Genomic DNA, 24,184 nt, shown 5'->3' on the forward strand with positions numbered 1-24,184 from the left:
GGGCGGGTCTCGACTTTGGTAGCTGGTCGCGGCGCCGGTCGGCTGCCTAGCATGGCGTCGTGACCAGCCTCGCCGTGCCGGAACACCCCTGGCTGCTGCCCGGGGCGCTGGCCGGCGCGGTCAGCCCGGACGCGGCCACCCGCCGGCCGCGGCGCACCACCCGGGACTGGGCGGTCGACACGCTGGCCTTCCTGCTCTCCCTGCTCTGGGTGCTGTTCGTCACCGCGGACGCCCTCTCGCCCGACCCGGCGATCACGACCCCGCTGCCGCACGACTGGATGACCGGCGTGGACGCGTTGCTCGGGCTGGCCTGCTGCGGGCTGCTCTGGCTGCGCCGGCGGTGGCCGCTCGGGCTGGCGGTGGCGACCGTGCCGCTGACGCTGTTCTCGATGGCCTCGGCCATCCCGCTGGTGATCCTCTACTTCACCGTGGTGGTGCACCGGCGCACCGCCGTGGCGGTGGCGCTGACCGGCGTGGGTCTGGTCACCAACATGGTCTTCAGTTGGCTGCGTCCGGACCCGAACATGCCCTACTGGGCCACCGCGGCGTGGGGCGTGGTGATCAGCTTCGCCGTGCTCGCCTGGGGGATGTTCGTCCGGGCCCGGCGGCAGTTGATCGTGTCGCTGCGGGACCGGGCCGAGCGGGCCGAGGCGGAGCAGCAGTTGCGGGTCGCCCAGGCCCGGCACCTGGAGCGCACCCGGATCGCCCGGGAGATGCACGACGTGCTGGCTCACCGGATCTCGCTGCTCAGCCTGCACGCCGGCGCGCTGGAGTTCCGCCCGGACGCGCCCGCGGACGAGGTGGCCCGGGCGGCCGGGGTGATCCGGGGTAGCGCGCACGCCGCCCTCCAGGACCTGCGCGAGGTGATCGGGGTGCTTCGGGCGGAGGGCGACGGCGAGGCGCCGGAGCCACCCCAGCCCACCCTCGCCGACCTGCCCGCCCTGATCGCCGAGTCGCGGACGGCCGGGGTGCGGGTCAACGTCAGTGACACCGTCGCCGCGCCGGCCGACGTGCCGGCGGCGCTGGGGCGGGCCGCGTACCGGATCGTGCAGGAGGGGCTGACCAACGCCCGCAAGCACGCGGCCGGCGCCGCGGTCACCGTGGATCTGGCCGGCGGGCCGGGGGACGGGCTGACCGTGGCGATCGGCAACCGGTGGCCGGTGGGCGCCCCGACCGGGGGCGAGCTGCCAGGGGCCGGCACCGGTCTGGTCGGCATCACCGAGCGGGTCACCCTGGCCGGCGGGCGGTTGGCGTACGGCCGGGACGACGCGGGCGACTTCCGCCTGGCCGCCTGGCTGCCGTGGCCGGCGTGACCGGGCCGTCCGGCGAGGCCGGGACAGGTGGCGGCCGCGCGCCGGTGCGGGTGCTGATCGTGGACGACGACGCGCTGGTCCGGGCCGGGCTCTCCATGATCCTCGGCGGCCTGCCCGACCTGGTCGTGGTGGGTGAGGCCGCCGACGGTGGCGAGGTGCCGGCCGCCGTCGGCGCGTACGCCCCGGACGTGGTGCTGATGGACATCCGGATGCCACGGGTGGACGGGCTGACCGCCACCGAGGCGCTGCGCGCCCAGCCGCACCCGCCCGAGGTGCTGGTGCTGACCACCTTCGACGCCGACGAGCAGGTGTTGCGGGCGCTGCGCGCCGGAGCGGCGGGTTTCCTGCTCAAGGACACCCCACCGGCGGACATCGTGCACGCGGTCCGCCGGGTCGCGGCCGGCGAGGCGACGCTCTCCCCGACGGTGACCCGGACGCTGATCGCCCACGTGACGGCCGCCGCTCCCGCACCGGCCGGTCCCGACCCCCGTCGTGAGCGGGCACTGCGGCTGCTCACCGGGCTCAGCGAGCGGGAGCGGCAGGTGGCCGTCGCGCTGGGCCGGGGTTGCACCAACGCGGAGATCGCGGGGGAGTTGTTCATGAGCGTGGCGACGGTGAAGGCGTACGTCTCCCGGCTGCTGACGCGGCTCGACCTCAACAACCGGGTCCAGGTGGCTCTCCTGGTGCACGACGCCGGCCTGGTCTGAATCCTCCGTTAGGGGCATGGTTAGGGGCCAAGAGTTTGAACCTTCGTCCGGTACCGGCCGTACCACTGCCCGAGGATGTCGGTGCGGCGGGTCCGCCGTACCGCTGCCGAGCTGCGGGAGGCCTGCCGTGCGAGTTGGTGAGCAGTCGACGGATCCCATCGATCAGGTACTGGGTGAGGTGCCCATGCCGGTGCCGCTGACCCCCGAGGATGTCCGCCTCGCGGTCCGGGCGGTGGTGGTGCACACAGCCGAGGAGTGGCCAACCGGGCCGCTGTGCCGCAACGACGGCGCCTCCTACCCGTGCCGGCTGCACCGGTGGGGGCGGCGGGTGCTCGAGACACACGGGCTCAACGAGCGACAGATCGAGGCGTTGATCCGGCACGGTAACCCGTTCGTGCACGTGCCCTTCCCGTTCACCGCGACCGGGCCGTCGTCCGCGCGCCCCGCCGGCTACTCGGCCCAGGCCGCGCGGACCAACGGGCTGCCGGCGCGACACCAGGCCGCCCGGGTCGTCCCACCCGGGGCACGGCCCACCGCTCCCGGCCGGCCGGTGACTCCCCCCGTCACCGCGCCGCGCTGGCCCCGGGCGAGCTGAGCGGCGCCACCCCCCGCCCGCCTGTCCGACCGGGGCGACACGACGCCGGCCCGACGCGAGGATTTCCCCCTCCGCGCCGGGCCGGCGTCGCTCTGTGCGTCGGCTCAGTCGTTGCCGGCCCCGATGCCGCAGTCCGGCGCGGACCAGCTCGTCGTGTTCGAGCTGTTGTCGCTGTTGTTCTCCCGCCGCGAGTCGACGTGCACGTGGTCGTCGTGGTCGGGGTAGCCGGGCCCGTAGAGTCCGCTGAAGCCGTTGTTGCGGGCGCCCCGGGCCACCTGGCACAGCGACGACGTCCGCGAGGTCACGTCGGCCGCGTTGCCGTACAGGTGCTGGCTGTCCGAGGCGCCGCCGACCTGGTTGTTGCAGGCCCGGCTGCGGAACCCGCTGGACACGTTGAGCGGCTTGTCGCCGAGGCTCCGGCGCAGCGCCTCCAGCTTCCACATGGTGCGTAGCGCGTTCTGCCGGGTCTGCGCCGCCGACAGTGGGCCGCCGGTCCACCCGCCCCGACCGCACCCGTCGTCCAGCTCGGTGTAGGTGAAGTGCGCGGGTGTGCAGTCGTTGTCCTGGAGCGCGTACAGCTTGGCGTAGGTCTGTGGGCCGGCGATCCCGTCGGCGCGCAGCCCGTACGCCTGCTGGAACCGCTTGACCGCGGCGGCGGTCTTCGGTCCGTAGCGGCCGTCGTTCTCCACGATGTCCCGGTACCCGGCCCAGCCGGCGACCCGGATCTGCAACTGGCGGACGTCGTCGCCGGAGCGTCCCTGGGACAGGGTGCGGTTCCAGGTGTAGCAGCCGTCCGCGTGCGCCGCGGGCGCGGCGACCACCGAGGCGATCGCAGCCCCGGGCAGCGCCAGGGCGAATGCGACGGCAGCTCGCTTCAAGGTGTTTACGCGCACAGAAGTCCTCCCGATAGGAGAGCGAATGGGGTGGCTTCAGGACATCGACCGGGACGTCCCGTGATTTCCACCCTCGCACTGATCGGTGCGGTTGGCGGTGATTAACGAGAATTGTCCTCACGATTCGCCGTAGCTGGGTGTTCCCTGGGAATTCGGCTGATTCGTGAAACAGCCATTCACCCCGGATCGCCCCGGTCCCGGTCAAGTACACCGAACGTCGCAATCGGCCACACCCAGGGTGATGTTTCTCGACCATCGGCGGCCGGTAACGTCAGGCTCGGGCGGCGGACTGGCGGAGGTGCACGTGGCACGAGGTGGTGTCTTCTGTGTCGAGGGCCAGTGGCACCGCGACCTCAACGAGCGGGGCTCCGTGCTGCCGACCCTCGAGTTGCTGGAACGGCTCGGCAAGATCCGCTTCATTCACAAGGACGCGGCCACCCGCGACGAACTCTTCTACTTCCTGGACCGCTGGCTGCTCAAGCAGTACGCCGACCACCGGGTCGGCTTCTTCGCCATGCACGGCGAGCCGAGCCGGCTCTGCCTCACCGACTGGCAGTCGGTGGAGTTGAACGAGGTGGCCGACCTGATGGCCGGCCGCTGCGAGGGGCGCCGTCTCTATTTCGGCAGCTGCTCGGTGCTGCGCGCCTCGGACACGGTGCTGCGCGAGTTCCTGGAGGTCACCGGAGCGGCGCTGATCTGCGGTTTCACCCGGGAAGTCGACTGGGTGGAATCGGCCGCGTTCGAAACCGTCCTGCTCGACGTGCTGGCCAACGGCCAGCGGCACAATGCCGCCGAGCTGCGGATGGGCTCGGCGCACTGGGCGCCGCTCGCCTCGTACCTCGGATTCCGGGTGATCTACGCCAACGGCCGGGCCTGGCGCCCGTCCGGGCGGCCCCGCGTCCCCGCCCAGGCGGCGCGCCGCGCCGCCCGGCCCAGCTGACCCGCCGCCGGGGCGGGACCGCCGCCCTGGTAGGAACGAGTGATGGCGCCCAGCATCGCGAAGAACACCCGGGTCGACCGGGACACCCTGCTCGACTTCCTCCGGTCGCGACACCGCGTCGTGCTGATGACGACACGGCCCGACGGGCGCCCGCAGTCCTCCCCGGTCTCCGCCGGGGTCGACGGCCAGGGCCGGCTGGTGATCTCCACCTACCCGGAGCGGGCCAAGGTGACCAACATCCGCCGCGACCCCCGGGTCTCGGCCTGCGTGCTCTCCGACGACTGGAACGGGCCCTGGGTGCAGCTCGACGGCACCGCCGAGGTGCTGGACCTGCCCGAGGCGCTGGAGCCGCTGGTCGAGTACTTCCGCAGCATCTCCGGGGAGCACCCGGACTGGGACGACTACCGGGCGGCGATGGTGCGCCAGGGCAAGTCGCTGATCCGGGTCACCATCGACGCCTGGGGCCCGATCGCCACCGGCGGCTTCCCCGCCCGGCTCGCCGACTGACGGCGCCCGGGGTCAGTACGCGGCGGTGAACCGCGCGTTGCGGTGCCGAGGTTGCTCGATCTCGTCGACGATCGCCACCGCCAGGTCCTCGTAGGTCAGGACCGAGCGGCCCTGGTCGTCGGTGACGGGCTGGTCGGTGCCGGTGCGGTAGTGACCGGTGCGCTCGCCGGGATGGAACTCCAGCGGCGGCGGCGAGACATACGTCCAGCTCACCCCGTCAGCGGCCGAGCGGTAGTAGTCGAGGGCGTCGGCCTGGCCCAGCGCCGAGTCCCGGTACCCCGCCGGAAAGTCCGGCTCGTCCAGGATGCGGGTGCCACGCGGGGTGAGCAGGGTCGATCCGCCGCCCAGGTGGATGATCCTCGGCGCGGCCCGCATCCCCCGCAGCGTGGTCACCAGGTTCTCCGCCGCGTTGCGCCACAGCTCGCGCTCCCCGCCGCCGATGGCCACCACCAGCGCGTCCGCGTCCGGCGCCAGCTCCCGGACGCTCCGCTCGCTGGTGGCGTCGCCGGTGACCACCCGCACCCCGTCCGGCAGGTACGAGGTGGCCTCCGGGCGGCGGACCGCGGCGATCACCCGGTGCCCCCGGTCGACCGCCTCGGCGGCGACCCGGGAGCCGGCGGTGCCGCCCGCGCCAAACACGACGATGGTGCTCACCAGCCCAGGCTAGGGACCGGGCGCGCCGCCCGTCGGCGGAACGGCGATCCCCGTCAGTCGACCAGGGCGGCGTAGACGAGCTGGCGCAGCTGGGAGCGCAACGGGTACGTGCTCGACGGCATGAGCTGGGTGAAGAGAAGCGCGGTGATCTCCTCGGCCGGGTCCACCCAGAACGCGGTGCTGGCCACGCCGCCCCAGTAGTACTCGCCGACGCTGCTCGGCACCCGGCTGGGGATCGGGTCGTCGACCACCGCGAAGCCGAGGCCGAAGCCGACCCCGTCGAGGGTGGTCTCGGCGAAGCCGCCGGTGGACAGGGTGCCCAGGTCCCGCCCCTCGGGCAGGTGGTTGCGGGTCATGAACCGCACGGTGCGCGGGCCGAGCAGGCGTGCCCCGTCCAGCTCGCCGCCACGCAGCAGCATCTGCGTGAAGCGGTGGTAGTCGGCGGCGCTGGAGATCAGGCCACCGCCGCCGGAGAGCAGACCGGGCTTGCGGTACGCGAGGGAGCCGAGGCCGTCGTGGCGGACCGCACTGCCGCCGCGCGGATTCGGCACGTAGAGGGCGGCCAGCCGCTCGGCCTCGTCGCCCTCGACCCACCACCGGGTGTCGGTCATGCCCAGCGGGCCGAAGATCCGGTCGGCGAAGAACGCGTCGAGGCTCTGCCCGGAGACGACCTCGACCAGCCGGCCGAGCACGTCGGTGGCCACGGAGTAGCCCCAGGCGGTGCCGGGCTGGAAGAGCAGCGGCAGCTCGCCGAAGGCCGCGCAGGCGCCGGCCAGGTCGACGTCCGCCGGCGGGTACAGGTCGTAGCCGGCCGCCCGGTACAGCCCGTCGACCACCGAGGTCTGCATGAAGCCGTACGTCAGGCCGGCCGTGTGGGTGAGCAGGTGCCACACCCGGATCGGCTCGATCGCCGGCACGGTGTACGGCTTGAGCGTCGAGCCCTTGGAGTAGACCCGCAGGTCGGCGAACTCCGGCAGCCAGCGGCTGATCTCGTCGGTTAGCTCGAACCGGCCCTCCTCCCACAGCATCATCGCCGCGACCGAGGTGACCGGTTTGGTCATGGAGTAGATCCGCCAGAGCGTGTCGGCCTCGACCGGGGCGCCCGACTCCCGGTCGCGCAGACCGTACGTCGAGGAGTGCGCCACCTCGCCCCGGCGGGTGACCACCACCTGCCAGCCGGCCAGCCGGCCGTCGTCGACGTACGCGCCGAAGTGCTCGTCGATGCGCGCCAGCCGCGCCGGGTCGAAGCCGATCTGATCGGGGTCCTTGCTCCGCGCCACAATCACGACGCCGAAACTACTCGTCGGTACGCCGCTACCGGAAGGGGTTTCCCCGGACCGGCCACGCCGGCTGTCGGCGGCCGGCACTAGCCTGGCCGGATGCCGGAGCTGACCGAGGACGTGACCTTCCGCCACGAGGACTGGTACGCCGAGGAGCTGACCGACCGGCACTTCGTGGGCTGCGAGTTCTTCCACGTGGACCTGACCGAGGCGGTGAGCCGCGGCGCCGTCTTCACCGGCTGCACGTTCGGCAACGTGCTGTTCAACGCCTCCCGGCACGTCGACTCCGCCTTCACCCGCTGCGTCTTCAAGCGGTGCAACTTCTTCGAGGCCGAGTTCACCGGCTGCAAGCTGGTCGGCAGCACCTTCGCCCAGTGCGACCTGCGCCCGCTGACGGTGGCCGGGGGCGACTGGTCCTTCGTGGCGCTGCCCGGCGCGGACCTGCGCGGCGTCCGGCTGACCGACGTACGGATGCGCGAGGTCGACCTGACCGGCGCCAACCTGACCGGCGCGACGGTGACCGGCGTCGACCTCTCGGGGGCGCAGCTGCACAGCTCCCGGCTGGGCGGCGCCGACCTGCGTGGCAGCGACCTGACCGCGCTCGACCCGATGGTCGTCGAGCGGGCCGGCGCCATCGTCGACGCCGAGCAGGCCCTGATCATCGCGCAGGCGCTGGGCTTCCAGATCGGCTGACGTCGTGGCGTGCGCGGTCGGTTGTGGTGCCGGGCGGCCGGGACGGGCCGTCCGATACCGACCCGTTCCGGACTGGACACGCCCGCCCGTGCGGATCTAGCGTGGCGTCCACACCGGGTGCGGACTCGATGGCCCACAGTGGACGGTGTGATCCGCGGCGGTCGATGACCGCGCGGTGGAGTTGGAGGGGTCGGTGGCGGACGAAGACCGCACGCGGGCGGGTTCGCGGGCCGGGGACGAGCCGCCCGACGGCCCGGCGACGCACCGGCCGCGAGCCGCCACCACCGGCGGAGGGCTGCGCCGGCTGGTTCGCGCACGGCGGCGGCGACGCTGGGCGGTGGAGGGCGTCGCCGTGCTCACCTGCCTGGTCGCGCTGGTCACGTACCTCGTCACGCGGTCGGGGCCGGACGCCGGCGACGCGACCGGCCGCGGCGACAACGTGCCCGCCGGGGCCGCCCGCCCCACGGGTTTCCCGGGCGCGGGCGGGCGGACCGACGACGCCGGGCCGGCGACGCCCGGCCTGCGTCCCCGGCAGCGCCCGCCCTCGCCCGAGCCGACGCCGTCGACCAGCCCACCGGCCCGGCCGCCGGCATCTCCCGGTGAGCCGGTGTTGTCGGTGAGTCGGGCGGAGGTGCCGGCCGAGGTCGACCTCACGGCCGTGGGCACCCGGGACTGGATGCACTGGGGGCTGAACGGCGGCACCTCGACGGTCCGCAAGCGCTCCGGGTCCGGGGAGATCGTCGACGGGGGCGGCGCCGGCAGACGGGTCGGTTGGGACGGCAACCAGGAGGTCGTCAGCTGGCGGGACGGCACGTCGCAACGGTCGGCGAGCGGCAGCCCGAACGGCGTCTACACCTGCGGCGCCGGCAACGGGTTCCACCTCGCCGTCGCCGGGAGCGGCGAGCTGCGGACCGTCCAGATCTACGCCGGGACGTGGATGGCCCGCGGTCGGTTGGACGCGCGGCTGTCCACCGGTGGGCCGGCCCGCACGGTGCGCCTGGAGGACCCGTACACCAGCCAGAGCGCCCAGTTCACCGTCCGGTTCCGGCTGCCGAAGGGTGCCCGGCTGGTGCTGACCTGGACCGTCGAGAAGGTCTTCACCGAGCACTGCGGCAACGTCGGCCTCCAGGCCGTGGCGCTGCGCTGACCGGCCGCCGTCGCCACGGCGTTCGGCCTGCCGGTCACGGGCGGCGGCAGTAGCCTGGGCGCGGAGGCCGCCGACCCGTGAGGAGCGCCGATGACGTCCAGCGAGCAGGTGACGGACAGCCCGAGCGGCTGGGTCGCCGAGCACATCCAGCGGTACGTCGCCACCGGCGGCGCCGAGGGGCACGAGTGGCGGCCGGGCGTCTACACGCTGCTGCTGACCACCCGGGGCCGGCGCAGCGGCAAGCTGCGGCGCACCGCGCTGATCTACGGCCGGTCCGGTGACGACCACCTGGTCGTCGCATCCGAGGGCGGCGCGCCGAAGCACCCGTCCTGGTTCCTCAACCTGCTGGCCGATCCGCAGGTCGAGGTGCAGGTCGCCGCGGAGACGTTCACCGCGCGGGCCCGGCCCGCGACGCCCGAGGAGAAGCCGCGGATGTGGTCCACGATGACCGCCATCTGGCCGGCCTACGACGACTACCAGGCAAGGACCGACCGGGAAATCCCGGTGGTGGTGTTGGAACGCGTCTGACCTGGGGTCCTTCGTTCCGCGCTGGATCAGCGGGACAGTTTGTCCGTCGCGCACCGTCGATGGCGACGTAACTTTCTGCTGTCCCCGTCCGACTCTCCAGTGTGGAGGCAGCGCAGATGAGCAGCAGTACCGCCCACCGCGTCCGTCCCGCCGCTTCGTCCGGTGCCGGTGAAGCGCAGGGCGACGTGCTCCGGGACATCCCCCTGCCGCCGTACGTGACGGTCGAGGACGCCCAGTTCGCGGTGCGGGCGGTGGTGGTGCACGCGCCCCGGCGGTGGTCCGGGGGCATGGTCTGCCGCAACGACGCCAGCCCGCACCCGTGCCGGCTGCACCGCTGGGGCACCCGGGTGCTGGCGCTGCGCGGGCTGCGGGCCGCCGAGATCGCCGCGCTCATCGAGCGCGGCGACCCGACCGCGGTGGTACGCCCTCCGGACCGTCCGGCCTGAACCGGCCAGCGTCGCGGCGTGCCCCCGACCGGCGCTCAGCAGGTGATCGGCTTGACCCAGGAGCACTCCACGCCCTCCGGCGTGCGCGGCGTCTCCGGCACCGCCGGCGGCGCCACCCGTGCCGCGGCCGCGCCGTCCTCGCGGTGCCCGGCCAACGCCACGGCGATCTGGTCCTCCAGCGCCTTGACCGACGCCGTCAGGTAGTTGTTCAACAGGATGGAGAACGCCAACAGGTGGCCGTCCGCGCTGGTCACGTAGCCCGAGAGCCCGGACACGCCGGTCAGGCTGCCCGTCTTGGCGTGCACGTTGCCCGCCGCCGGAGTGCCGGCCATCCGGCTGCGCAGCGTGCCGCCCACGAACCGCTCGGGTTGCCCGGCGATGGGCAGCGCCGCGTACCAGGTGGCGAACCAGGGTTCGGCCCGGACGGCGGCCAGCAGGTCGACGAACTCCGTCGCCGGGACCAGGTTCCGCCGGGACAGCCCGGAGCCGTCGCGCTGGCGCAGGGTGCCGGCGTCCATCCCGGTGTCGGCGACGTACTCGCTGATCGCGGTCAACCCGGCCGACCAGGTGCCGGAGCCGGTGAGCACCCGGCCGATCTCCTTGGTCAACACCTCGGCGTGCCCGTTGTTGGAGAGCTTGAGGAACGGCGTCATCAGCTCACCCAGGTTCATCGAGTCGTGCCGGGCCACCGGGTGGGCGGTCTCCGGGGTGGGCTGGCCGAGCACGGTCCGGCCCAGCACCCGGACGCCGTGCCGGTGCAACGCCGTCCGGAACACGTCGGCCGCGTAGCCGGTGGGCTCCCAGACCGTCACCCAGTCGCTGGCCGGCTCGTCGCCGACCGCGATCTGCCCGCTCACCACGATGGTGTTGCCGCCGTGCTCCCGTTCGATCGAGATCGAGGTCTCGCCCTCGGCGACCGTCTCGGCGCGGTTGTCGATCCGGACGTACCTGGTGGGTGGGGTGGTGCTCACCACCGGCGGGGCGCCGGCCCGGTCGGCCGGGGCGGCGTGCACGATCACGGTGCCCGCGTCGTAGTCGGTGTCCGGCGCGACGGTCAGCGCGGAGACCTGGGCCGCGTAGTAGTAGGGCTCGTCGTCCCAGGTCCAGTCGGGGCCGAGTCGGTTGCGGTCGTACCGGGTGTCGTCGGCGACCAGGTTGCCGGTCACCACCCGGACGCCGTCGGCCGCGACCTGCGCGGCGAGGGCGTCGTAGTCGGTGGCGAGCATCGTCGGGTCGCCGCCGCCGCGCAGGTAGAGATTGCCGGAGAGCAGCCCGGCGCGGCGCTTGCCGGTGGTGCGCACGTCCGTGCTGAAGCGGTGCCCCGCGCCCAGTAGCTCCAGCGCGGCGGTCGAGGTCAGCAGCTTGGTGTTGGAGGCCGGGATCAGCCGCCGCTCCCCGTTGCGGTCGTAGAGGGTCTGCCCGGTGGCGGTGTCGACCACGACCACCGACGCCTGCGCGCCGACCAGCCTCGAGTCGGCGAGGATCGTGTCGATGGTGGCGCGCAGCCGGGTCGTCGCGGGGGTGGGCGACTCGGCGGTGGCGCCCGGCGCGCCGGCGGTGGCCGCGGTGGCGACCAGCACGACCAGCGCGAGGACCCGGGGAAAGAGACGACGATGCATGCGCTGATGCTGCCACGAAGGTATTCGCCAGAGAAGAGCCCGGGGCGAAGGTTATCGCCGTTCGTGTTCGAGCGACTCCGCCGTCTGTGATCGTCGCGACGTCCCTCGGCGGGCAGAGCGGCGGCTCTCCCGGCGTTGCACCCGGCGTGGACACCCACTCCGCCGACGTCGTGGTGATCGGCGCCGGCCAGGCCGGCCTGAGCGCCGGCTACCACCTGCGTCGCACCGGCTTCGCCCCGGGCACCGGGTTCGTCATCCTCGACGGCGACGACGGCCCCGGCGGGGCCTGGCAGCACCGCTGGCCGACCCTGCGGTGGGACCGCGTGCACGGCTTCCACGACCTTCCCGGGCTGCCCTTCCCGCCCGCCGACACACAGCGGCCGGCAGCCGAGCAGGTCAGCGCCTACTTCGCCGCGTACGAGCGGACCTTCGAGCTGCCGGTCCGGCGGCCGGTGCGGGTCCGCGCGGTGCACTCCCGTCCGGACGGCCTGCTCGACGTGCACACCGACGGCGAGCAGTGGACCGCGCGAGCGCTCATCAACGCCACCGGCACCTGGACCCGGCCGTTCTGGCCGCACTACCCGGGCCGGTCCTCCTTCCGGGGCCGCCAGCTGCACACCGCCGACTATCAGGGGCCGGACGAGTTCGCCGGCCGCCGGGTGGTGGTGGTCGGCGGCGGCACCTCCGCGGTGCAGCTGCTCGGCGAGATCTCGCCCGTCGCGGCGGCCACCACCTGGGTGACCCGCCGGCCGCCGGAGTTCCGGGACGTGGAGTTCGGCCCCGAGCTGGGCCGGGCCGCGGTGGCCCGGGTCGACGAGACGGTACGTGCCGGACGGCCGCCCGGCAGCGTGGTGGGCGTGACCGGGCTGCCCGTCACCCCGGAGGTGCGCCGGCTGCGCGAGCGTGGCGTTCTCGACCGGCTACCCGTCTTCGACCGGATCACGCCCGACGGCGTGGCCTGGGCGGACGGGCGGTTCGTGCCGGCGGACGTGATCCTGTGGTGCACCGGGTTCCGGGCCGCGCTCGACCACCTCGCCCCGCTGGGCCTGCGCGGGCCGGGCGGCGGTATCACGATGGACGGCACCCGCGTGGTCGCCGACGAGCGGATTCACCTGGTCGGGTACGGCCCGTCGGCGAGCACGATCGGAGGGAACCGGGCCGGCCGCGCGGCGGTCAACGAGATCCGCGCGTTGCTGGCTCCGGCCCACGCTCTCGACTGATCCGGCTCTATTTGACGGATCGCCTGGCAGGGGGCACCGTAGGCCATGACGGGGCCCGTCAGCTGCCCCGACGCGATGCGACGGCGACGACCGTTCGCCCCTCCTGTCGCCTCCCACGTGTGCTCGTACGCGGACCGACGACTGTCCGGTCTGCGCGGTAACCGACCGCGAGCCGAGAACCCACGAGGAGTTCCGCCAATGCTCACCATGACCGACAACGCCGTGCTCGTCATCCGTGACCTCGCCAACCAGCAGGACGTCGCCGAGGACGGTGGCGTGCGTATCGCCGCCGACGCCGAGGCCGGGTCGCTCACCGTGGAACTGGTGCCCGAGCCGGAGCAGGGCGACCACGTGGTCGACAACCAGGGCGCCCGGATCTTCCTCGACGAGGACGCCGCCGAACTGCTCGGCGACGCCTCGGTGGACGCCACCGTCGACGACGAGGGCATCATCCAGTTCGGCTTCACCGAGAAGCAGTAGTCAGGCTCAGCCGGCGCGACGGCTCTCGCCGCCGCGTACCTGCCGCAGCGGCCGCACCCGCTGCGGCTCCGACCGGCCGTGCCGTCCCGCCCCGGCGTCGCTGCCCGGGTGCAGCAGCGCGGAGAGCACGTGCGCCAGGTGGTGCGACGTGCTCCACGCCGCCCAGTTGGCAGCCGAGCCCGCCCCGGCGCCCCGCCGGGCCCGGCGCAGCAGCTCGTGGTCGCCCCACGAGAAGGCGGCCCCGGCGCTCGGCCAGTGCGACGCCGAGACCAGCGTGCGGCACAGGTCGGCGAACCGGTCGTCGCCCCGCCCGCCGCGCCGCGACCAGCGGTAGACCCACCAGTCGCCGTCCGCCGTGTACCGCACGGTGGGCAACCGCTCGCTGGGGTCACCGCTGCCGGGCACGGCCGGGCCCACGCCGTAGTCGCCGTAGTTGAACCCGGCGTCGGCCAGCCGCTGCCAGAGCTGCCAGTCCCAACGGTCCAGCCGGACCGGCTCGTCGGTGGGCAGCCGGGACAGCGTCGGCGGCATTCCGCCGGCCGCCACCGTGATCGACCGCCAGGCGTGCCGGCGGGCCCAGTCCAGCAGTCGGCGTACCCGTGGCTCGGCCAGCCGCACGTCGGCCCGGCAGCACACGTCCCCCGCGTCCACCAGCAGGTCGCACTCCTCCGGCGCCAGGCCGGTGAACCGCCAGATCCGCTCGACGGCGGCGGTGCTCGCGTCCGGTCCGGCCCGGTCCTGGCCGGCCCGCAGCCGGACCAGCGCGCCGCGGGCGTACCCCCGCGCCGCCGCGCCGTGCGCGACCAGCCGGCGGTCGCTCTCCGCGAGCCCGACGACCGGCACCAGCGGGACGTCCCAGCGGGCCAGTTCGGTGTCGGGGGAGTCCGGCAGGGCGGTGACGTCGACGGCGGGCAGCAGCCCGGCCGGCAGTCGGCGCAGAGAGTCCATTGTGGTGCGGTCGACCGCACCGACCTCCAGGACGGGGGCGAGCAGCGGAACGGCTGCGGGATCGAGATGGGTGAGGGCTTCCAGTTCGCCGCGGCGGCTGGCGAGGATGGGGCGGTAGACCGGTTCCGCCGCCCGGCTCCCGTGGGCGGGCACCATACTTCAATCTAGCCAGGCATGCGCATATGTCACAGGTCGTCGAGCCGATATTCGGCCGCCCGGCTGTCGGCTCGGCGACTACTATCGCCCGATGCCCGCGCCCAGTCACCGTTACCGCTCCCACGACGAGGACAGCGCCCGCTGGAACGGCTTCCCCTTCCGGGACGGCGACATCGTGATCAGCACCCGGTCCAAGAGCGGCACCACCTGGATGCAGATGATCTGTGCGTTGCTGGTGTTGCGCACCCCGGAGCTGCCGGCGCCGCTGACCGAGCTGTCGCCGTGGCTGGACTGGCTGGTCGAGCCGCGGGAAACGGTGTACGCCCGGCTGGACGCCCAGCCGCACCGGCGGTTCATCAAGACGCACACCCCGCTGGACGGCGTGCCGCTCGACCCTCGGGTGCACTACGTGGTGGTGGCCCGTCACCCGCTGGACATGGCGGTCTCGCTGTACCACCAGGCCGGCAACCTGGACCGGGTGCGGCTCCGGGAGCTGACCGGCCAGGCCGCCCCGGCGGCACCCCCGCGAGCGCGCCTGTCGTTGGAGCGGTGGCTGCCGAGCTGGGTCGACCGGGAGGTCGACCCGCGCGCCGAGCTGGATTCGCTGCCCGGGGTGCTGTGGCACCTGAGCGACGCGTGGGCCCGCCGGCACGAACCGAACGTCACGCTGGTGCACTACGACGACCTGCGGGCCGACCTGGACGGTCAGATGCGCCGGCTGGCCGCCCGGTGGGGCCTCGCGGTGCCTCCCGAGCGGTGGCCCGTCCTGGTCGAGGCGGCGACCTTCGACCGGATGCGGGAGCGCGCCGACCGGCTCGCCCCGGACAGGCTCGGCGTGCTGCGCGACCGCCGGGCGTTCTTCCGGCACGGCGGATCGGGGCAGGGACGGGACCTGCTGGACGCGGCCGCGCGGGCCCGCTACCGGGAGCGCACGGCGGCGCTCGCGCCGCCCGACCTGCTCGCCTGGCTGCACCGCGACAGCTGACGGTGCGGGGAAGCGACGCCCGGAGTGGAGCCCGCGGCGCCTTCGTGACGCGGGCAACCCGATGGGGCCGCCCTCTGTGACGCAGCGGCCGGCGTGCGGCACCGCCATCGGGTGCGCAGACGAGCGCACGGCGCCGCTTCGACCGTTGTCGGAACGTCGCCGCGCTCTGGCCGTCTCCCACCACCGCAGCCGTTCGGCGGTACGCCAGCGGGGACCTGGCTCGACCGGCCGTTCGCGCCGGTCTGCGTTGTCGATCCCCGGTCCGCGCACATCCAAACCCGCCGGCCGTGAGGAATTCCACCATCTGCGAGTCCCGGCGTGACGCGCCGCCAGACGGGGTATGAGCGCAGCATGGAGCATTTCACGATCGCGACCGTCGCCGAGAAGAGCCCGGACTTCCGGCGGGTGCTGTGGACCGGTGAGCACAGCCAGCTGGTCATCATGACCATTCCGCCGGGTGGCGAGATCGGCGAGGAGGTGCACGAGGACATCGACCAGATCCTGACCTTCGTCAGCGGCACCGGGGAGGCCCGGGTCGCCGGCGAGAAGCGGGAGGTCGTCTCGGGCGACCTGGTCGTCGTACCGGCGGGCACGAAGCACAACTTCGTCAACACCGGCCCCAACCCGCTGGTGCTCTACACCGTCTACGGCCCGCCGGAGCACGCCGACCAGGCCGTGCACCACACCAAGGAGGAGGCCGACGCGGCCGAGGCCGCCGGCGAGGACGAGCCGCCCACCGCGTGACGCAGCCGGGTACGGCCTGATCCGGGCCGATCCGGGTACCCGCGGCGGGTGGAGCAGCAGCCGGCGATCTCCGACTACGGATTCCTCTCGGACTCCCGCTCCGGCGCACTGGTGGGCAGGGACGGCTCGATCGACTGGTGGTGTCCGCACCGGTTCGACGGCGCGTCCGTGTTCGGGCGACTGCTTGACCCGAGCGCCGGGCACTTCCGGTTGGCTCCGGTCGGGGTCGGCGGGCCGGGGTACCGGGTGGAGCGCGCGTACCAGCCGGACTCGCTGGTGCTGCGCACCGTTCACCACACGCCGCATGGGAGCGTGGCGGTCACCGACGCGCTGGCCGCGGAGATCGGCGCCCGCGCGCACGACCTGGGCATGAACTCGCCCGCCGTGCTGATCCGGGTGGTCGAAGGGCTGACCGGGCGGGTCCGGATGGCGCTCGACTTCGTGCCCCGGCCGGAGTACGGCCTGCTCACCCCGTACCTGCACGATCAGCCGGGCGGCGGGGTGCTGGCCCGGGCCGGCCCGGTGACGCTCGTGCTGCGGGCAGCGGGCCTCCCGCTGCGGGCCGGCCGGGACCGGGTGACCCACGAGTTCGAGGTCTCCGCCGGCCAGGTGGTCGGTGTGGACGTGGCGTTCGGCGCGGCGTACGGCGCACCGCCCGCCCGGTTGGACCCGCTGTTCGCGCTCGCCGAGACGACGCGGGCGTGGGAGGCGTTCCGCAAGCCGCACCGGTACCCGGGCCGCTATCCCGAGCTGGTCCGGCACAGCGCGACCGTGTTGACCGGTCTCACGTACGCGCGCAGCGGCGCGATCACGGCGGCGTTGACCACGTCCCTGCCGGAGCAGATCGGTGGCGACCGCAACTACGACTACCGTTACTCCTGGCTGCGCGACTTCGCGATGACCGTTCGCGCGCTCTGGGTGGCGGCGTGCCCCACCGAGGCGTCCCGGCTGTTCGACTGGGTGGCCCGCTCGATCGGGCGGATCGGCGACGACCCGGTGCCGGTGCTGTTCGGGCTGGACGGAGAACGCGACCTCACCGAGCACGACTTCACGCAACTGGGCGGTTTCGCCGGCAGCCGGCCGGCCCGGATCGGCAACGACGCCTGGCGTCAGCGGCAGCTCGACGTGCCGGGGGAGGTGATGTCGGCGGTCTGGCGGCTGCGCGACCACCTGGGCGGGACGTTCGACGGTGAGCTGGGGGAGATGGTCCTCGGGCTGACCGAGCAGGTGGCGAGCACCTGGCACCTGCCCGACCGGGGTATGTGGGAGGCCCGCGACGGTGAACGGCACTACCTCTCCTCCAAGGTGCTCTGCTGGTTGACGATGGACCGGGCGGTACGACTCGCCGACCGGCTCGACGAGCGGGCCGACCCGGACCGTTGGGCGAGGATCCGCGACGAGATCCGCGACGAGGTGCTCCGGCAGGGGTGGAACGAGCGGATCGGCGCGTTCACCGGCGCGTTCGGCTCTGTCGAGCTGGACGCCTCGGCGCTCTTCCTGCCGGTGGTGCACTTCCTGCCGGCCACCGATCCGCGGATGCGCTCCACCATCGAGGTGGTGGAGCGGGAGCTGGGCACCGACGACGGGCTGGTCCGTCGCTGGTCGGCCGACCCCGCCGGCTTCGTGCTCTGCTCGTTCTGGCTCGTGGAGTGCCTGGCACTGGCGGGTGAGCGGCGCCGGGCGGAGGAGCTGTTCGACCGGGTGGTCGGGCACGCCAACGACGTGGGCCTGTTCAGCGAGCAGATCGACCTGTCCACCGGGGAGCAGCTCGGCAACACCCCGCAGGCGCTGTCGCACATCGGCCTGATCAACGCGGCCTGGCGGCTGACCGAGCCGTACAGCTTCTGACGCCCTCCGTACCGGCCGGGAATCCTGCAACAGACCTGCAAGCGTCAGGCATTGACGCTGGTGGTTGTGCGGTCCTAGCCTCGAAGAGACGGGAAAGCCCTTTCCTCAGGCTTCGATCCCGCTTCACCCCGCTCCGGACACCGGGCATCCGACGGGGCGCACCGATCCCAGGTCATGGCAGCACGCCGTGCCCGCACGCCCCCCGGACGGGCGGCCGTGGGATCGCCACCACATGCGTCAAGGAGAACAACTGTGCAGAAGAGACGACTCCCCGGCCGACGACCACTGCTGCTCGCGGTGGGCGCCGCCGCGACCGCCGCGGCCCTCGCGGCGGGCATGACCTCGGCCTTCGCGGCCACCGTCTTCACCGACGACTTCAACGACGGCAACGCCTCCGGCTGGTCCAAGTCCGGCGGCACCTGGGCCGTCGACGGATCGGGCGTGCTCCACCAGTCCAACGCGGGCAGTGAGCTGGCCCGGCAGTTCGCCGGCCAGACCAGCTGGACCAACTACTCGGTGCAGGCCCGGGTCAGGCCGGTGAGCTTCGGTTCGTCCAGCGCCCTGGTCGGGCTGGCGGCCCGGTCGACCAGCAGCACCAAGATGTACCGGCTGGCCCTGCTCGGCTCCGGCCGGGCCGAGCTCCAGGCGGTCAACGGCAGCAGCGTCACCGCGATCGGCTCGGCGTCGCTCGGCATCGGCGCCGGCACCTGGTACACCCTGCGCATCGAGGCCAGCGGCAGCACCATCCGCGGCTTCGTCAACGGCACCCAGGTCGCCGCCGGCACGAACAGCCTGGCCGGCGCCGGCCGGATCGGCCTGGCCACGGCGTACGCCAGCGGCAGCTTCGACGACGTGGCGGTCGACTCGTCCGGCGGCGGCACCCCGACCACGCCGCCGCCGACGACCCCGCCGCCCACCACGCCGGGCCCGACGAACCCGCCGCCCGCGGGCTGGCCGACGCCCACCGGCAGCCAGAAGGTGGACGCCACGATCCCGGTCTCCGGCACCCTCGACGGCGGGCTCAAGCGCTACTACGGCATCGGCGACGGCGGGCAGAGCGAGAGCCAGGACCCGATGTTCGAGCTGGCCGCGGGCGCCACGCTGCGCAACGTGATCATCGGTGCGCCGGCCGGTGACGGCGTGCACTGCGAGGGCAACTGCACGCTGATCAACGTCTGGTGGGAGGACGTGGGCGAGGACGCCGCCACCTTCCGCGGCGGCACCACGTACACCGTCGACGGCGGCGGCGCCCGGTCCGCCAGCGACAAGGTCTTCCAGCACAACGGCGCGGGCACCGTCCACATCAGGAACTTCCGGGTGGAGAACGCCGGCAAGCTCTACCGGGCCTGCGGCAACTGCTCCACCTCGTACCAGCGGCACGTGGTGATCGACAACGTGGTCGTCCGGGACACCGACGCGATCGCCGGCATCAACACCAACTGGGGTGACACCGCCCGGTTCAGCCGGATCACCATCGTCGACGACCCAGACCGGGAGACCTCGATCTGCGTCAAGTACCGGGGCGTACCGAAGGGCGACGAGCCGACCGAGATCGGCGAGGGCGCCGACGGCGTCAACTGCCTCTACTCGCCGTCCGACATCACCTACCAGTAGGCCGGCACGACGCCCCGCGGACGGAGCCGTCCGCGGAGCGTCGCCGTCTCAGGCCAGCACGGGTACGCCGGAGACGTCGACGGTCTCCGGATACTTCAGCCCGGCGCCGGTGTTGAGCACCACCACCCGCTCACCAGCCCGGATCCACCCGCCGGCGCGCAGTTGCCGCGCGGCGGTCAGGCAGGCCGCCCCCTCCGGGCAGAGCAGCAGCCCCTCCCGGGCGGCGAAGGCCCGCAGGTCGGCCAGGATGTCCGCGTCGTCGACGGCGACGGCGGTGCCGGCGGACGCCCGCAGCGCGGCCAGGATCAGCTCGTCGCCCAGCGGCGCCGGCACGGTGATGCCGAACGCGACGGTGTGCGCGTCGGCCCACGGCCGGGCCCGCTCGTCGCCCGCGGCGAAGGCCCGCACGATCGGCGCGCAGCCGGTCGACTGCACCGCCACCAGCCGGGGCAGCTTGTCACCGATCCAGCCCAGCTCACGCAACTCGTGCAGCGCCTTGTGGATGCCGATCAGCCCGACTCCGCCACCCGTCGGGTAGATGATCACATCGGGCGCCTGCCAGCCGAGCTGCTCGACGATCTCGTACCCCATCGTCTTCTTGCCCTCCAGCCGGTAGGGCTCGCGCAGCGTGCCGGCGTCGAAGATCGCCCCGTCGGACTCGGCGATCAGCTCGGCCACCCGCCGACCGGCGTCACTGATCAGCCCGTCGACCAGGCGCAGGTCGGCGCCGGCGGCCACGCACTCGCGCCGGCAGATGGCGGGCGCCGCCAGCGGCATCACGATCGTCGCGCCCATCCCGGCCCGCGCCGCGTACGTCGCCCAGGCCGACCCCGCGTTGCCGTTGGTGGGCATCGCGATCCGCTTGACGCCCAGCTCGCGGGCCCGGCTCACGCCGACCGCCGCGCCGCGCGCCTTGAACGAGCCGGTCGGGATGAGCCCCTCGTCCTTGACCATCAGGTCCGCGATGCCGATCTCGCCGCCGTACGCCGGCGCGCGCAGCAACGGCGTCCAGCCCTCGCCGAGCGTGGTGACGTGCCGGGGATCGACGACCGGCAGCAGCTCGCGGTAGCGCCACAGGTCGGCGGGACGCAGCGGGAAGCGCTCCGGGGTGACCGCCTTCGCCACCGCGGCCAGGTCGTAGCGGGCCAGCAGCGGGGAGCCGCACCCGCACAGGTTCTGCAACTGGTCGGCGGCATGCTCCCGGCCGCAGCGCGGGCAGTCCAGGTGCGTCAGGTACACGTCGCTCCTCGCCGTCAGGCCGCGTCGATGCTCAGCCAGCGTCGGCTGCGCTCACCCGGCTCGTAGACCGAGTCCAGCCGCTTGGCGACCACGCCGGGCAGCCCCTGCTCACGCCCGGTTCGCAGCGCCTCGTCGCCGGCGCCCGGAAACCACGGCGGAGTCTGCCAGTGCGTACCGGTCAGCGCCAGCCCGTCGAGCAGTTCCCGGCGTTGCGCGTACGGCACGTCCACGCTGCTCACGCCCTCCAGCCAGAGCAGGTCGACGAGCAGGTACTGGGCGCCCGCGGGCACCCGGCCGCCGCTGGCCGCACGGGCGGGGCGGACCCGGCCGGCCCCGTCGATGCGGACCAGCACACCGTCCAGCACCGCCTCGGTCGGCGCCAGCGCCTCGGCCAGCGCACGCAGCCACGGGTACCCGCCGGTGATCTCCTCATCGGTCTCGGAGAGCAGCCGCAGCCGCCCTCCCGAGACGTACGCCATCGCCCGGACCCCGTCCCAGCGCAGCTCGTACCCCCATTCGGCACGGTCCCGCGGAAGCCCGGCGGCGGGCGTGGCGTGCATCGGGCGGATCAGCTCCGGCATCGGGGTCCAGCCGGGCGGCGCCGGGTCGGTACGCCGGACCATCCAGTCCCGGCCGCCGGTGGCGAACAGCACGTACCGCCCGGCGGTCCGCTCGCCGGCGAGCGTCACGATCACCTCGTCGTCGCGCCACTTCTCGGTGCGGTACGTCCCCCGGTCGTGGATGACCATCCGGCCGCCGCCGTACTCGCCGGCGGGGATCTCGCCGTGGAAGTCGAGATACTCCATCGGGTGGTCCTCGGTGTGCACGGCGAGGTGGTTGCGGCCGGGGTCGCGGGGCAGGCCGCGCGGCACCGCCCAGGACGCCAGCACCCCGTCGTGCTCCAGGCGCAGGTCCCAGTGCAGGCTGCGGGCGTGGTGCTGCTGGATGACGAAGCGGGCGCCGCCGTCGCCGGGGCCGGCCGCCGACCGGCTCCGGTCGGGCACCGGCTCGGGCGTGCGGGCCGCGTCCCGTCGACGCCGGTACTCCTCCAGCCGGTCCGTCACACCCGCATTCTCCGGCAGATCGGGCCGTCGCGCTGGGCACCCGAGTGTCCGGTTCGCTCGCCGGGTGGGTGTGCGGCGGGGTAGAACGGTCCATATGGACATCACCGACCAGCCCACCGTCCTGCTCCCTGGTGAGGTGCGGATGCCCCTGCTCGGCTTCGGCACCTGGCAGGCCACCGGTCCGGCCGCCTACGACGCGGTGCTGGCCGCGCTCGACACCGGCTACCGGCACCTCGACACCGCCACCCTCTACGGCAACGAGCGTGAGGTCGGCCGGGCGGTGCGGGAGAGCGGGCTGCGCCGGGAGGACGTCTTCATCACCACCAAGGTCCCGCCGGACCGGGTGGGCCGGGAGCGGGAGACGCTGGAGGCCAGCCTGGAGGCGCTCGGCGTCGACCAGGTGGACCTCTGGTTGATCCACTGGCCACCGTCGGCCACCGACAGCATCCCGATGTGGCGGGAGCTGCTGGCGGCCCGGGACGAGAACCTGACCCGGGCGGTGGGGGTCAGCAACTACAGCACCTCGCAGATCGACGAGCTGGTCCAGTCGACCGAGGAGAACCCGGCGGTCAACCAGATCCGGTGGGGCCCGATGTTGTACGACCGGCAGCGGCACGCCGAACACCGGGACCGGGGTGTGGTGCTGGAGGGGTACAGCCCGTTCAAGACCACCGACCTCAGCGATCCGGTGCTGACCGGCATCGCCGGCGCGCACGGCGTCTCGCCGGCCCAGGTGGTGCTGCGGTGGCACATCGACCACGAGATCGTGGTGATCCCGAAGTCGGTGACGCCGGAGCGGATCAGCGCCAACTTCGACGTCTTCCACTTCTCGCTGACCGCGGAGGAGATGCGCGAGGTCGACGCGCTCGGCAACGCCTGACGCGGCCCGGTCTGCCAAATTCCTTCAGCGAGCGAGGCTGGCATGAAGGGTATCGACATCGACGCTCGTGACGGTATAGCGTGCCCGTCAACACGATCGCCGATCGATCGAGCCCGATGCCGTTCGCTGGAGGAGCGCCATGGCCACGTCCCGATCCATCCGTCTGCGCCGCCGCGGGATGCTCGCCATCCCGGCCCTGGTGGCCGCCGCGCTGACCACCGTCGTCCGGCCCACCCCGGCGAGCGCCGCCCCGAAGGCCGAGTGCCTCGCCGACCTGCTCGGCGGCTCCTGATGGCCACCATCCCCTGGCTGGTGGATGTGCTGCGCGCCGCCGGGGTCCAGGTCGTCGTCGAGGGCGACTGGCTCAACCGCATGCGACCGGGCTCCTTCGACCCGATCGGGGTGCTCTGGCACCACACCGCCTCGACGTCCAGCGCCAGCAACCCGCACCCGGCGCTCGGCATCTGCATCAACGGCCGCCCGGATCTGGCCGGCCCGCTCTGCCAGGCGCTCGTCGACTACAACGGCGTCTTCCACGTCATCTCGGCCGGGCGGTGCAACCACGCCGGGGTCAGCGGCGGCAGCGGACCGATCCCGGCCGGCGACGGCAACACCCTCATGATCGGGTGGGAGATCGACTACAACGGGGCCAACCAGGAAATGACCGCCGCCCAGTACAACGCCTCGATCGCCGCCACCGCCGCCGTGCTCACCCGACTGGGCAGGGACAGCAGCTACGCCCGGGGGCACCGGGAAACCAGCACCACCGGCAAGATCGACCCGTCCTTCATCGACCTGAACGTGATGCGGGCCGACGTCGCGGCGAAGATGGCGGGCGGAGGCACCACCTGGTCCTCCATCGTGGACAACACCACCGCCGGGCGGTTCACCGCCAGCGCCAACTGGGGCGTGTCGACGTTCTCCACCCAGCGGTACGGCGCCGACTACCGGTACGCCGACCCGGTCGCGGCCAGCGATCCCGCCTGGTACCGGTTCAACGTGCCGGCGGCGGGCAACTACCGGGTCGACGCCTGGTGGCCGACCAACAGCGGCTACAACAGCGCCGCCCCGTACATCATCGCCACCACCACCGGCAACCGGACGGTCACCGTCGACCAGCGGGTGACCGGTGGGCAGTGGCGGGTGCTGGGCACGTTCGCCCTGCCGGCCGGCGACGCGAACCGGGTCGCGGTGAGCCGGTGGAGCAACGCCGCCGGCCTGGTGATCGCCGACGCGGTCCGGCTCACCCGGGTCTGACCGAGCCCCTGCGCCTCCCGTGGTGCGGCGGGGGCGCGCTCGTCGCGAGCGCGCCCCCGCCGTCCGTGCTCAGGATCGGGCGCAGGTTGCGCCGTTGAGCGTGAAGCTGGTCGGCGACGAGTACGCGCCGCTCAGCGTGCCCTGGTAGCCGAAGCTCGCCGTGCCACCGGGGGCGAGGGCTCCGTTCCAGTTCAGGTTCCGCGCGGTCACCGTGGACCCGCTCTGGCTCACCGTGGCGTTCCACGAACTGGTGACCTGCTGCCCGCTCGGCAGGTTGTAGGTCAGCGTCCAACCGTTCAGCGCGCTGGACCCGGTGTTGGTGATCTGTACGTCGGCGGTGAAGCCGTTGTTCCACGAGTTCGGCGTGTACTTCACCGCGCACCCGGCGCCGCCCGGCGGCGGGGTGGTCGGCGGCGGAGTCGTCGGC

The 24,184-nt window shown here is 73.4% G+C and carries 26 protein-coding genes; 18 read left to right on the top strand and 8 right to left on the bottom strand.

What is annotated here, in order from left to right; all coding sequences use genetic code 11:
• Positions 1-59: 59 nt before the first annotated feature.
• From DKT68_RS18690 to DKT68_RS18700, 3 genes are all read left to right on the top strand, one after another.
• Complete coding sequence (locus DKT68_RS18690; protein WP_109818700.1) at positions 60-1,313, top strand: sensor histidine kinase; 1,254 nt, start codon at positions 60-62, stop codon at positions 1,311-1,313.
• Positions 1,292-2,020 carry a response regulator transcription factor gene (locus DKT68_RS18695; protein WP_109818721.1) on the top strand — a complete coding sequence of 243 codons (729 nt, stop codon included), beginning with the start codon at positions 1,292-1,294 and terminating at the stop codon, positions 2,018-2,020. Before DKT68_RS18690 ends, DKT68_RS18695 begins: the two co-directional genes overlap by 22 nt.
• A 127-nt stretch (positions 2,021-2,147) precedes the next feature.
• Positions 2,148-2,615: a hypothetical protein gene (locus DKT68_RS18700; RefSeq protein ID WP_109818701.1), complete on the top strand. Its 468-nt coding sequence runs from the start codon at positions 2,148-2,150 to the stop codon at positions 2,613-2,615.
• Between the two features lie 104 nt (positions 2,616-2,719).
• Here DKT68_RS18700 and DKT68_RS18705 read toward each other — a convergent pair whose 3' ends face one another.
• A complete protein-coding gene (locus DKT68_RS18705) occupies positions 2,720-3,508 on the bottom strand; it encodes a D-Ala-D-Ala carboxypeptidase family metallohydrolase (protein WP_109818702.1) in 789 nt (262 codons plus the stop codon).
• Between the two features lie 304 nt (positions 3,509-3,812).
• On the opposite strand from DKT68_RS18705, the gene DKT68_RS18710 reads away from it, so the two are divergent.
• Positions 3,813-4,448 (top strand): DUF6642 family protein, encoded by a 636-nt coding sequence (locus DKT68_RS18710; RefSeq protein WP_109818703.1) that lies wholly within the window; start codon positions 3,813-3,815, stop codon positions 4,446-4,448.
• Between the two features lie 42 nt (positions 4,449-4,490).
• Positions 4,491-4,955, top strand: a complete 465-nt coding sequence (locus tag DKT68_RS18715) for a PPOX class F420-dependent oxidoreductase (protein WP_109818704.1) — start codon at positions 4,491-4,493, stop codon at positions 4,953-4,955.
• 12 nt (positions 4,956-4,967) lie between these two features.
• On the opposite strand, the gene DKT68_RS18720 is transcribed toward DKT68_RS18715, so the two are convergent.
• On the bottom strand, positions 4,968-5,609 hold the full coding sequence (locus DKT68_RS18720; protein WP_109818705.1) for an NAD(P)-dependent oxidoreductase: 642 nt from the start codon (positions 5,607-5,609) through the stop codon (positions 4,968-4,970).
• Positions 5,610-5,662: 53 nt separating this feature from the next.
• The gene (locus tag DKT68_RS18725) at positions 5,663-6,895 is read right to left on the bottom strand and encodes a serine hydrolase domain-containing protein (protein ID WP_109818706.1); all 1,233 of its coding nucleotides are present in this window, start codon (positions 6,893-6,895) and stop codon (positions 5,663-5,665) included.
• A gap of 93 nt (positions 6,896-6,988) precedes the next feature.
• Here DKT68_RS18725 and DKT68_RS18730 point away from each other — a divergent pair, with 93 nt between their 5' ends.
• The 4 genes from DKT68_RS18730 (at position 6,989) to DKT68_RS18745 (ending at position 9,703) form a co-directional block, all read left to right on the top strand.
• Entirely contained in the window at positions 6,989-7,582 is a 594-nt protein-coding gene (locus DKT68_RS18730; protein ID WP_109818707.1) for a pentapeptide repeat-containing protein, read from the top strand.
• Positions 7,583-7,775: 193 nt separating this feature from the next.
• Positions 7,776-8,729 carry a hypothetical protein gene (locus DKT68_RS18735; protein ID WP_201749091.1) on the top strand — a complete coding sequence of 318 codons (954 nt, stop codon included), beginning with the start codon at positions 7,776-7,778 and terminating at the stop codon, positions 8,727-8,729.
• A gap of 90 nt (positions 8,730-8,819) precedes the next feature.
• On the top strand, positions 8,820-9,257 hold the full coding sequence (locus DKT68_RS18740; RefSeq protein WP_109818708.1) for a nitroreductase family deazaflavin-dependent oxidoreductase: 438 nt from the start codon (positions 8,820-8,822) through the stop codon (positions 9,255-9,257).
• A gap of 116 nt (positions 9,258-9,373) precedes the next feature.
• The gene (locus DKT68_RS18745) at positions 9,374-9,703 is read left to right on the top strand and encodes a hypothetical protein (protein ID WP_201749092.1); all 330 of its coding nucleotides are present in this window, start codon (positions 9,374-9,376) and stop codon (positions 9,701-9,703) included.
• A 35-nt stretch (positions 9,704-9,738) separates the two neighbouring features.
• Here the strand turns inward: DKT68_RS18745 and dacB are convergent, their stop codons facing one another.
• Positions 9,739-11,322, bottom strand: coding sequence for a D-alanyl-D-alanine carboxypeptidase/D-alanyl-D-alanine endopeptidase (gene dacB, locus DKT68_RS18750; protein WP_109818709.1), 1,584 nt, complete (start codon positions 11,320-11,322; stop codon positions 9,739-9,741).
• Positions 11,323-11,468: 146 nt separating this feature from the next.
• Between dacB and DKT68_RS18755 the strand changes: the two genes are divergently transcribed.
• Both DKT68_RS18755 and DKT68_RS18760 read left to right on the top strand, forming a co-directional pair.
• On the top strand, positions 11,469-12,542 hold the full coding sequence (locus DKT68_RS18755) for an NAD(P)-binding domain-containing protein (protein WP_109818710.1): 1,074 nt from the start codon (positions 11,469-11,471) through the stop codon (positions 12,540-12,542).
• A 198-nt stretch (positions 12,543-12,740) separates the two neighbouring features.
• A complete protein-coding gene (locus tag DKT68_RS18760; protein WP_109818711.1) occupies positions 12,741-13,022 on the top strand; it encodes an adhesin in 282 nt (93 codons plus the stop codon).
• Positions 13,023-13,028: 6 nt separating this feature from the next.
• On the opposite strand, the gene DKT68_RS18765 is transcribed toward DKT68_RS18760, so the two are convergent.
• On the bottom strand, positions 13,029-14,126 hold the full coding sequence (locus tag DKT68_RS18765; RefSeq protein WP_201749093.1) for a beta family protein: 1,098 nt from the start codon (positions 14,124-14,126) through the stop codon (positions 13,029-13,031).
• A 91-nt stretch (positions 14,127-14,217) separates the two neighbouring features.
• On the opposite strand from DKT68_RS18765, the gene DKT68_RS18770 reads away from it, so the two are divergent.
• The 4 genes from DKT68_RS18770 (at position 14,218) to DKT68_RS18785 (ending at position 19,317) form a co-directional block, all read left to right on the top strand.
• The gene (locus tag DKT68_RS18770; protein WP_109818712.1) at positions 14,218-15,111 is read left to right on the top strand and encodes a sulfotransferase domain-containing protein; all 894 of its coding nucleotides are present in this window, start codon (positions 14,218-14,220) and stop codon (positions 15,109-15,111) included.
• Positions 15,112-15,462: 351 nt separating this feature from the next.
• The gene (locus DKT68_RS18775) at positions 15,463-15,855 is read left to right on the top strand and encodes a cupin domain-containing protein (protein WP_109818713.1); all 393 of its coding nucleotides are present in this window, start codon (positions 15,463-15,465) and stop codon (positions 15,853-15,855) included.
• Between the two features lie 48 nt (positions 15,856-15,903).
• Entirely contained in the window at positions 15,904-17,703 is a 1,800-nt protein-coding gene (locus DKT68_RS18780; protein ID WP_109818714.1) for a glycoside hydrolase family 15 protein, read from the top strand.
• Between the two features lie 252 nt (positions 17,704-17,955).
• Positions 17,956-19,317, top strand: a complete 1,362-nt coding sequence (locus DKT68_RS18785; protein ID WP_109818715.1) for a pectate lyase — start codon at positions 17,956-17,958, stop codon at positions 19,315-19,317.
• Between the two features lie 48 nt (positions 19,318-19,365).
• Here the strand turns inward: DKT68_RS18785 and DKT68_RS18790 are convergent, their stop codons facing one another.
• Entirely contained in the window at positions 19,366-20,556 is a 1,191-nt protein-coding gene (locus tag DKT68_RS18790) for a threonine synthase (protein ID WP_109818716.1), read from the bottom strand.
• 14 nt (positions 20,557-20,570) lie between these two features.
• Entirely contained in the window at positions 20,571-21,620 is a 1,050-nt protein-coding gene (locus tag DKT68_RS18795) for a DNA polymerase ligase N-terminal domain-containing protein (RefSeq protein WP_109818717.1), read from the bottom strand.
• A 94-nt stretch (positions 21,621-21,714) separates the two neighbouring features.
• On the opposite strand from DKT68_RS18795, the gene DKT68_RS18800 reads away from it, so the two are divergent.
• The 3 genes from DKT68_RS18800 (at position 21,715) to DKT68_RS18805 (ending at position 23,757) form a co-directional block, all read left to right on the top strand.
• Entirely contained in the window at positions 21,715-22,500 is a 786-nt protein-coding gene (locus DKT68_RS18800) for an aldo/keto reductase (protein ID WP_109818718.1), read from the top strand.
• A gap of 139 nt (positions 22,501-22,639) precedes the next feature.
• Complete coding sequence (locus DKT68_RS31505) at positions 22,640-22,792, top strand: hypothetical protein (RefSeq protein ID WP_201749094.1); 153 nt, start codon at positions 22,640-22,642, stop codon at positions 22,790-22,792.
• Positions 22,792-23,757: a golvesin C-terminal-like domain-containing protein gene (locus tag DKT68_RS18805; protein ID WP_109818719.1), complete on the top strand. Its 966-nt coding sequence runs from the start codon at positions 22,792-22,794 to the stop codon at positions 23,755-23,757. Before DKT68_RS31505 ends, DKT68_RS18805 begins: the two co-directional genes overlap by 1 nt.
• 69 nt (positions 23,758-23,826) lie before the next feature.
• Here DKT68_RS18805 and DKT68_RS18810 read toward each other — a convergent pair.
• The coding region (locus DKT68_RS18810; protein WP_201749095.1) for a cellulose-binding domain-containing protein at positions 23,827-24,184 on the bottom strand (358 nt) is incomplete at its 5' end.

The sequence above is a fragment of the Micromonospora acroterricola genome, from assembly GCF_003172955.1.
Lineage (GTDB): Bacteria > Actinomycetota > Actinomycetes > Mycobacteriales > Micromonosporaceae > Micromonospora > Micromonospora acroterricola.

What these genes read in the sequence shown, in the direction of transcription:
- DKT68_RS18770 (WP_109818712.1), top strand. Translation starts at nt 14,218, where the DNA reads ATGCCCGCGCCCAGTCACCGTTACCGCTCCCACGACGAGGACAGCGCC.
- DKT68_RS18715 (WP_109818704.1), top strand. Translation starts at nt 4,491, where the DNA reads ATGGCGCCCAGCATCGCGAAGAACACCCGGGTCGACCGGGACACCCTG.
- DKT68_RS18730 (WP_109818707.1), top strand. Translation starts at nt 6,989, where the DNA reads ATGCCGGAGCTGACCGAGGACGTGACCTTCCGCCACGAGGACTGGTAC.
- DKT68_RS18800 (WP_109818718.1), top strand. Translation starts at nt 21,715, where the DNA reads ATGGACATCACCGACCAGCCCACCGTCCTGCTCCCTGGTGAGGTGCGG.
- DKT68_RS18775 (WP_109818713.1), top strand. Translation starts at nt 15,463, where the DNA reads ATGGAGCATTTCACGATCGCGACCGTCGCCGAGAAGAGCCCGGACTTC.
- dacB (WP_109818709.1), bottom strand. Translation starts at nt 11,322, where the DNA reads ATGCATCGTCGTCTCTTTCCCCGGGTCCTCGCGCTGGTCGTGCTGGTC.
- DKT68_RS18765 (WP_201749093.1), bottom strand. Translation starts at nt 14,126, where the DNA reads ATGGTGCCCGCCCACGGGAGCCGGGCGGCGGAACCGGTCTACCGCCCC.
- DKT68_RS18805 (WP_109818719.1), top strand. Translation starts at nt 22,792, where the DNA reads ATGGCCACCATCCCCTGGCTGGTGGATGTGCTGCGCGCCGCCGGGGTC.
- DKT68_RS31505 (WP_201749094.1), top strand. Translation starts at nt 22,640, where the DNA reads ATGGCCACGTCCCGATCCATCCGTCTGCGCCGCCGCGGGATGCTCGCC.
- DKT68_RS18745 (WP_201749092.1), top strand. Translation starts at nt 9,374, where the DNA reads ATGAGCAGCAGTACCGCCCACCGCGTCCGTCCCGCCGCTTCGTCCGGT.
- DKT68_RS18760 (WP_109818711.1), top strand. Translation starts at nt 12,741, where the DNA reads ATGCTCACCATGACCGACAACGCCGTGCTCGTCATCCGTGACCTCGCC.
- DKT68_RS18740 (WP_109818708.1), top strand. Translation starts at nt 8,820, where the DNA reads ATGACGTCCAGCGAGCAGGTGACGGACAGCCCGAGCGGCTGGGTCGCC.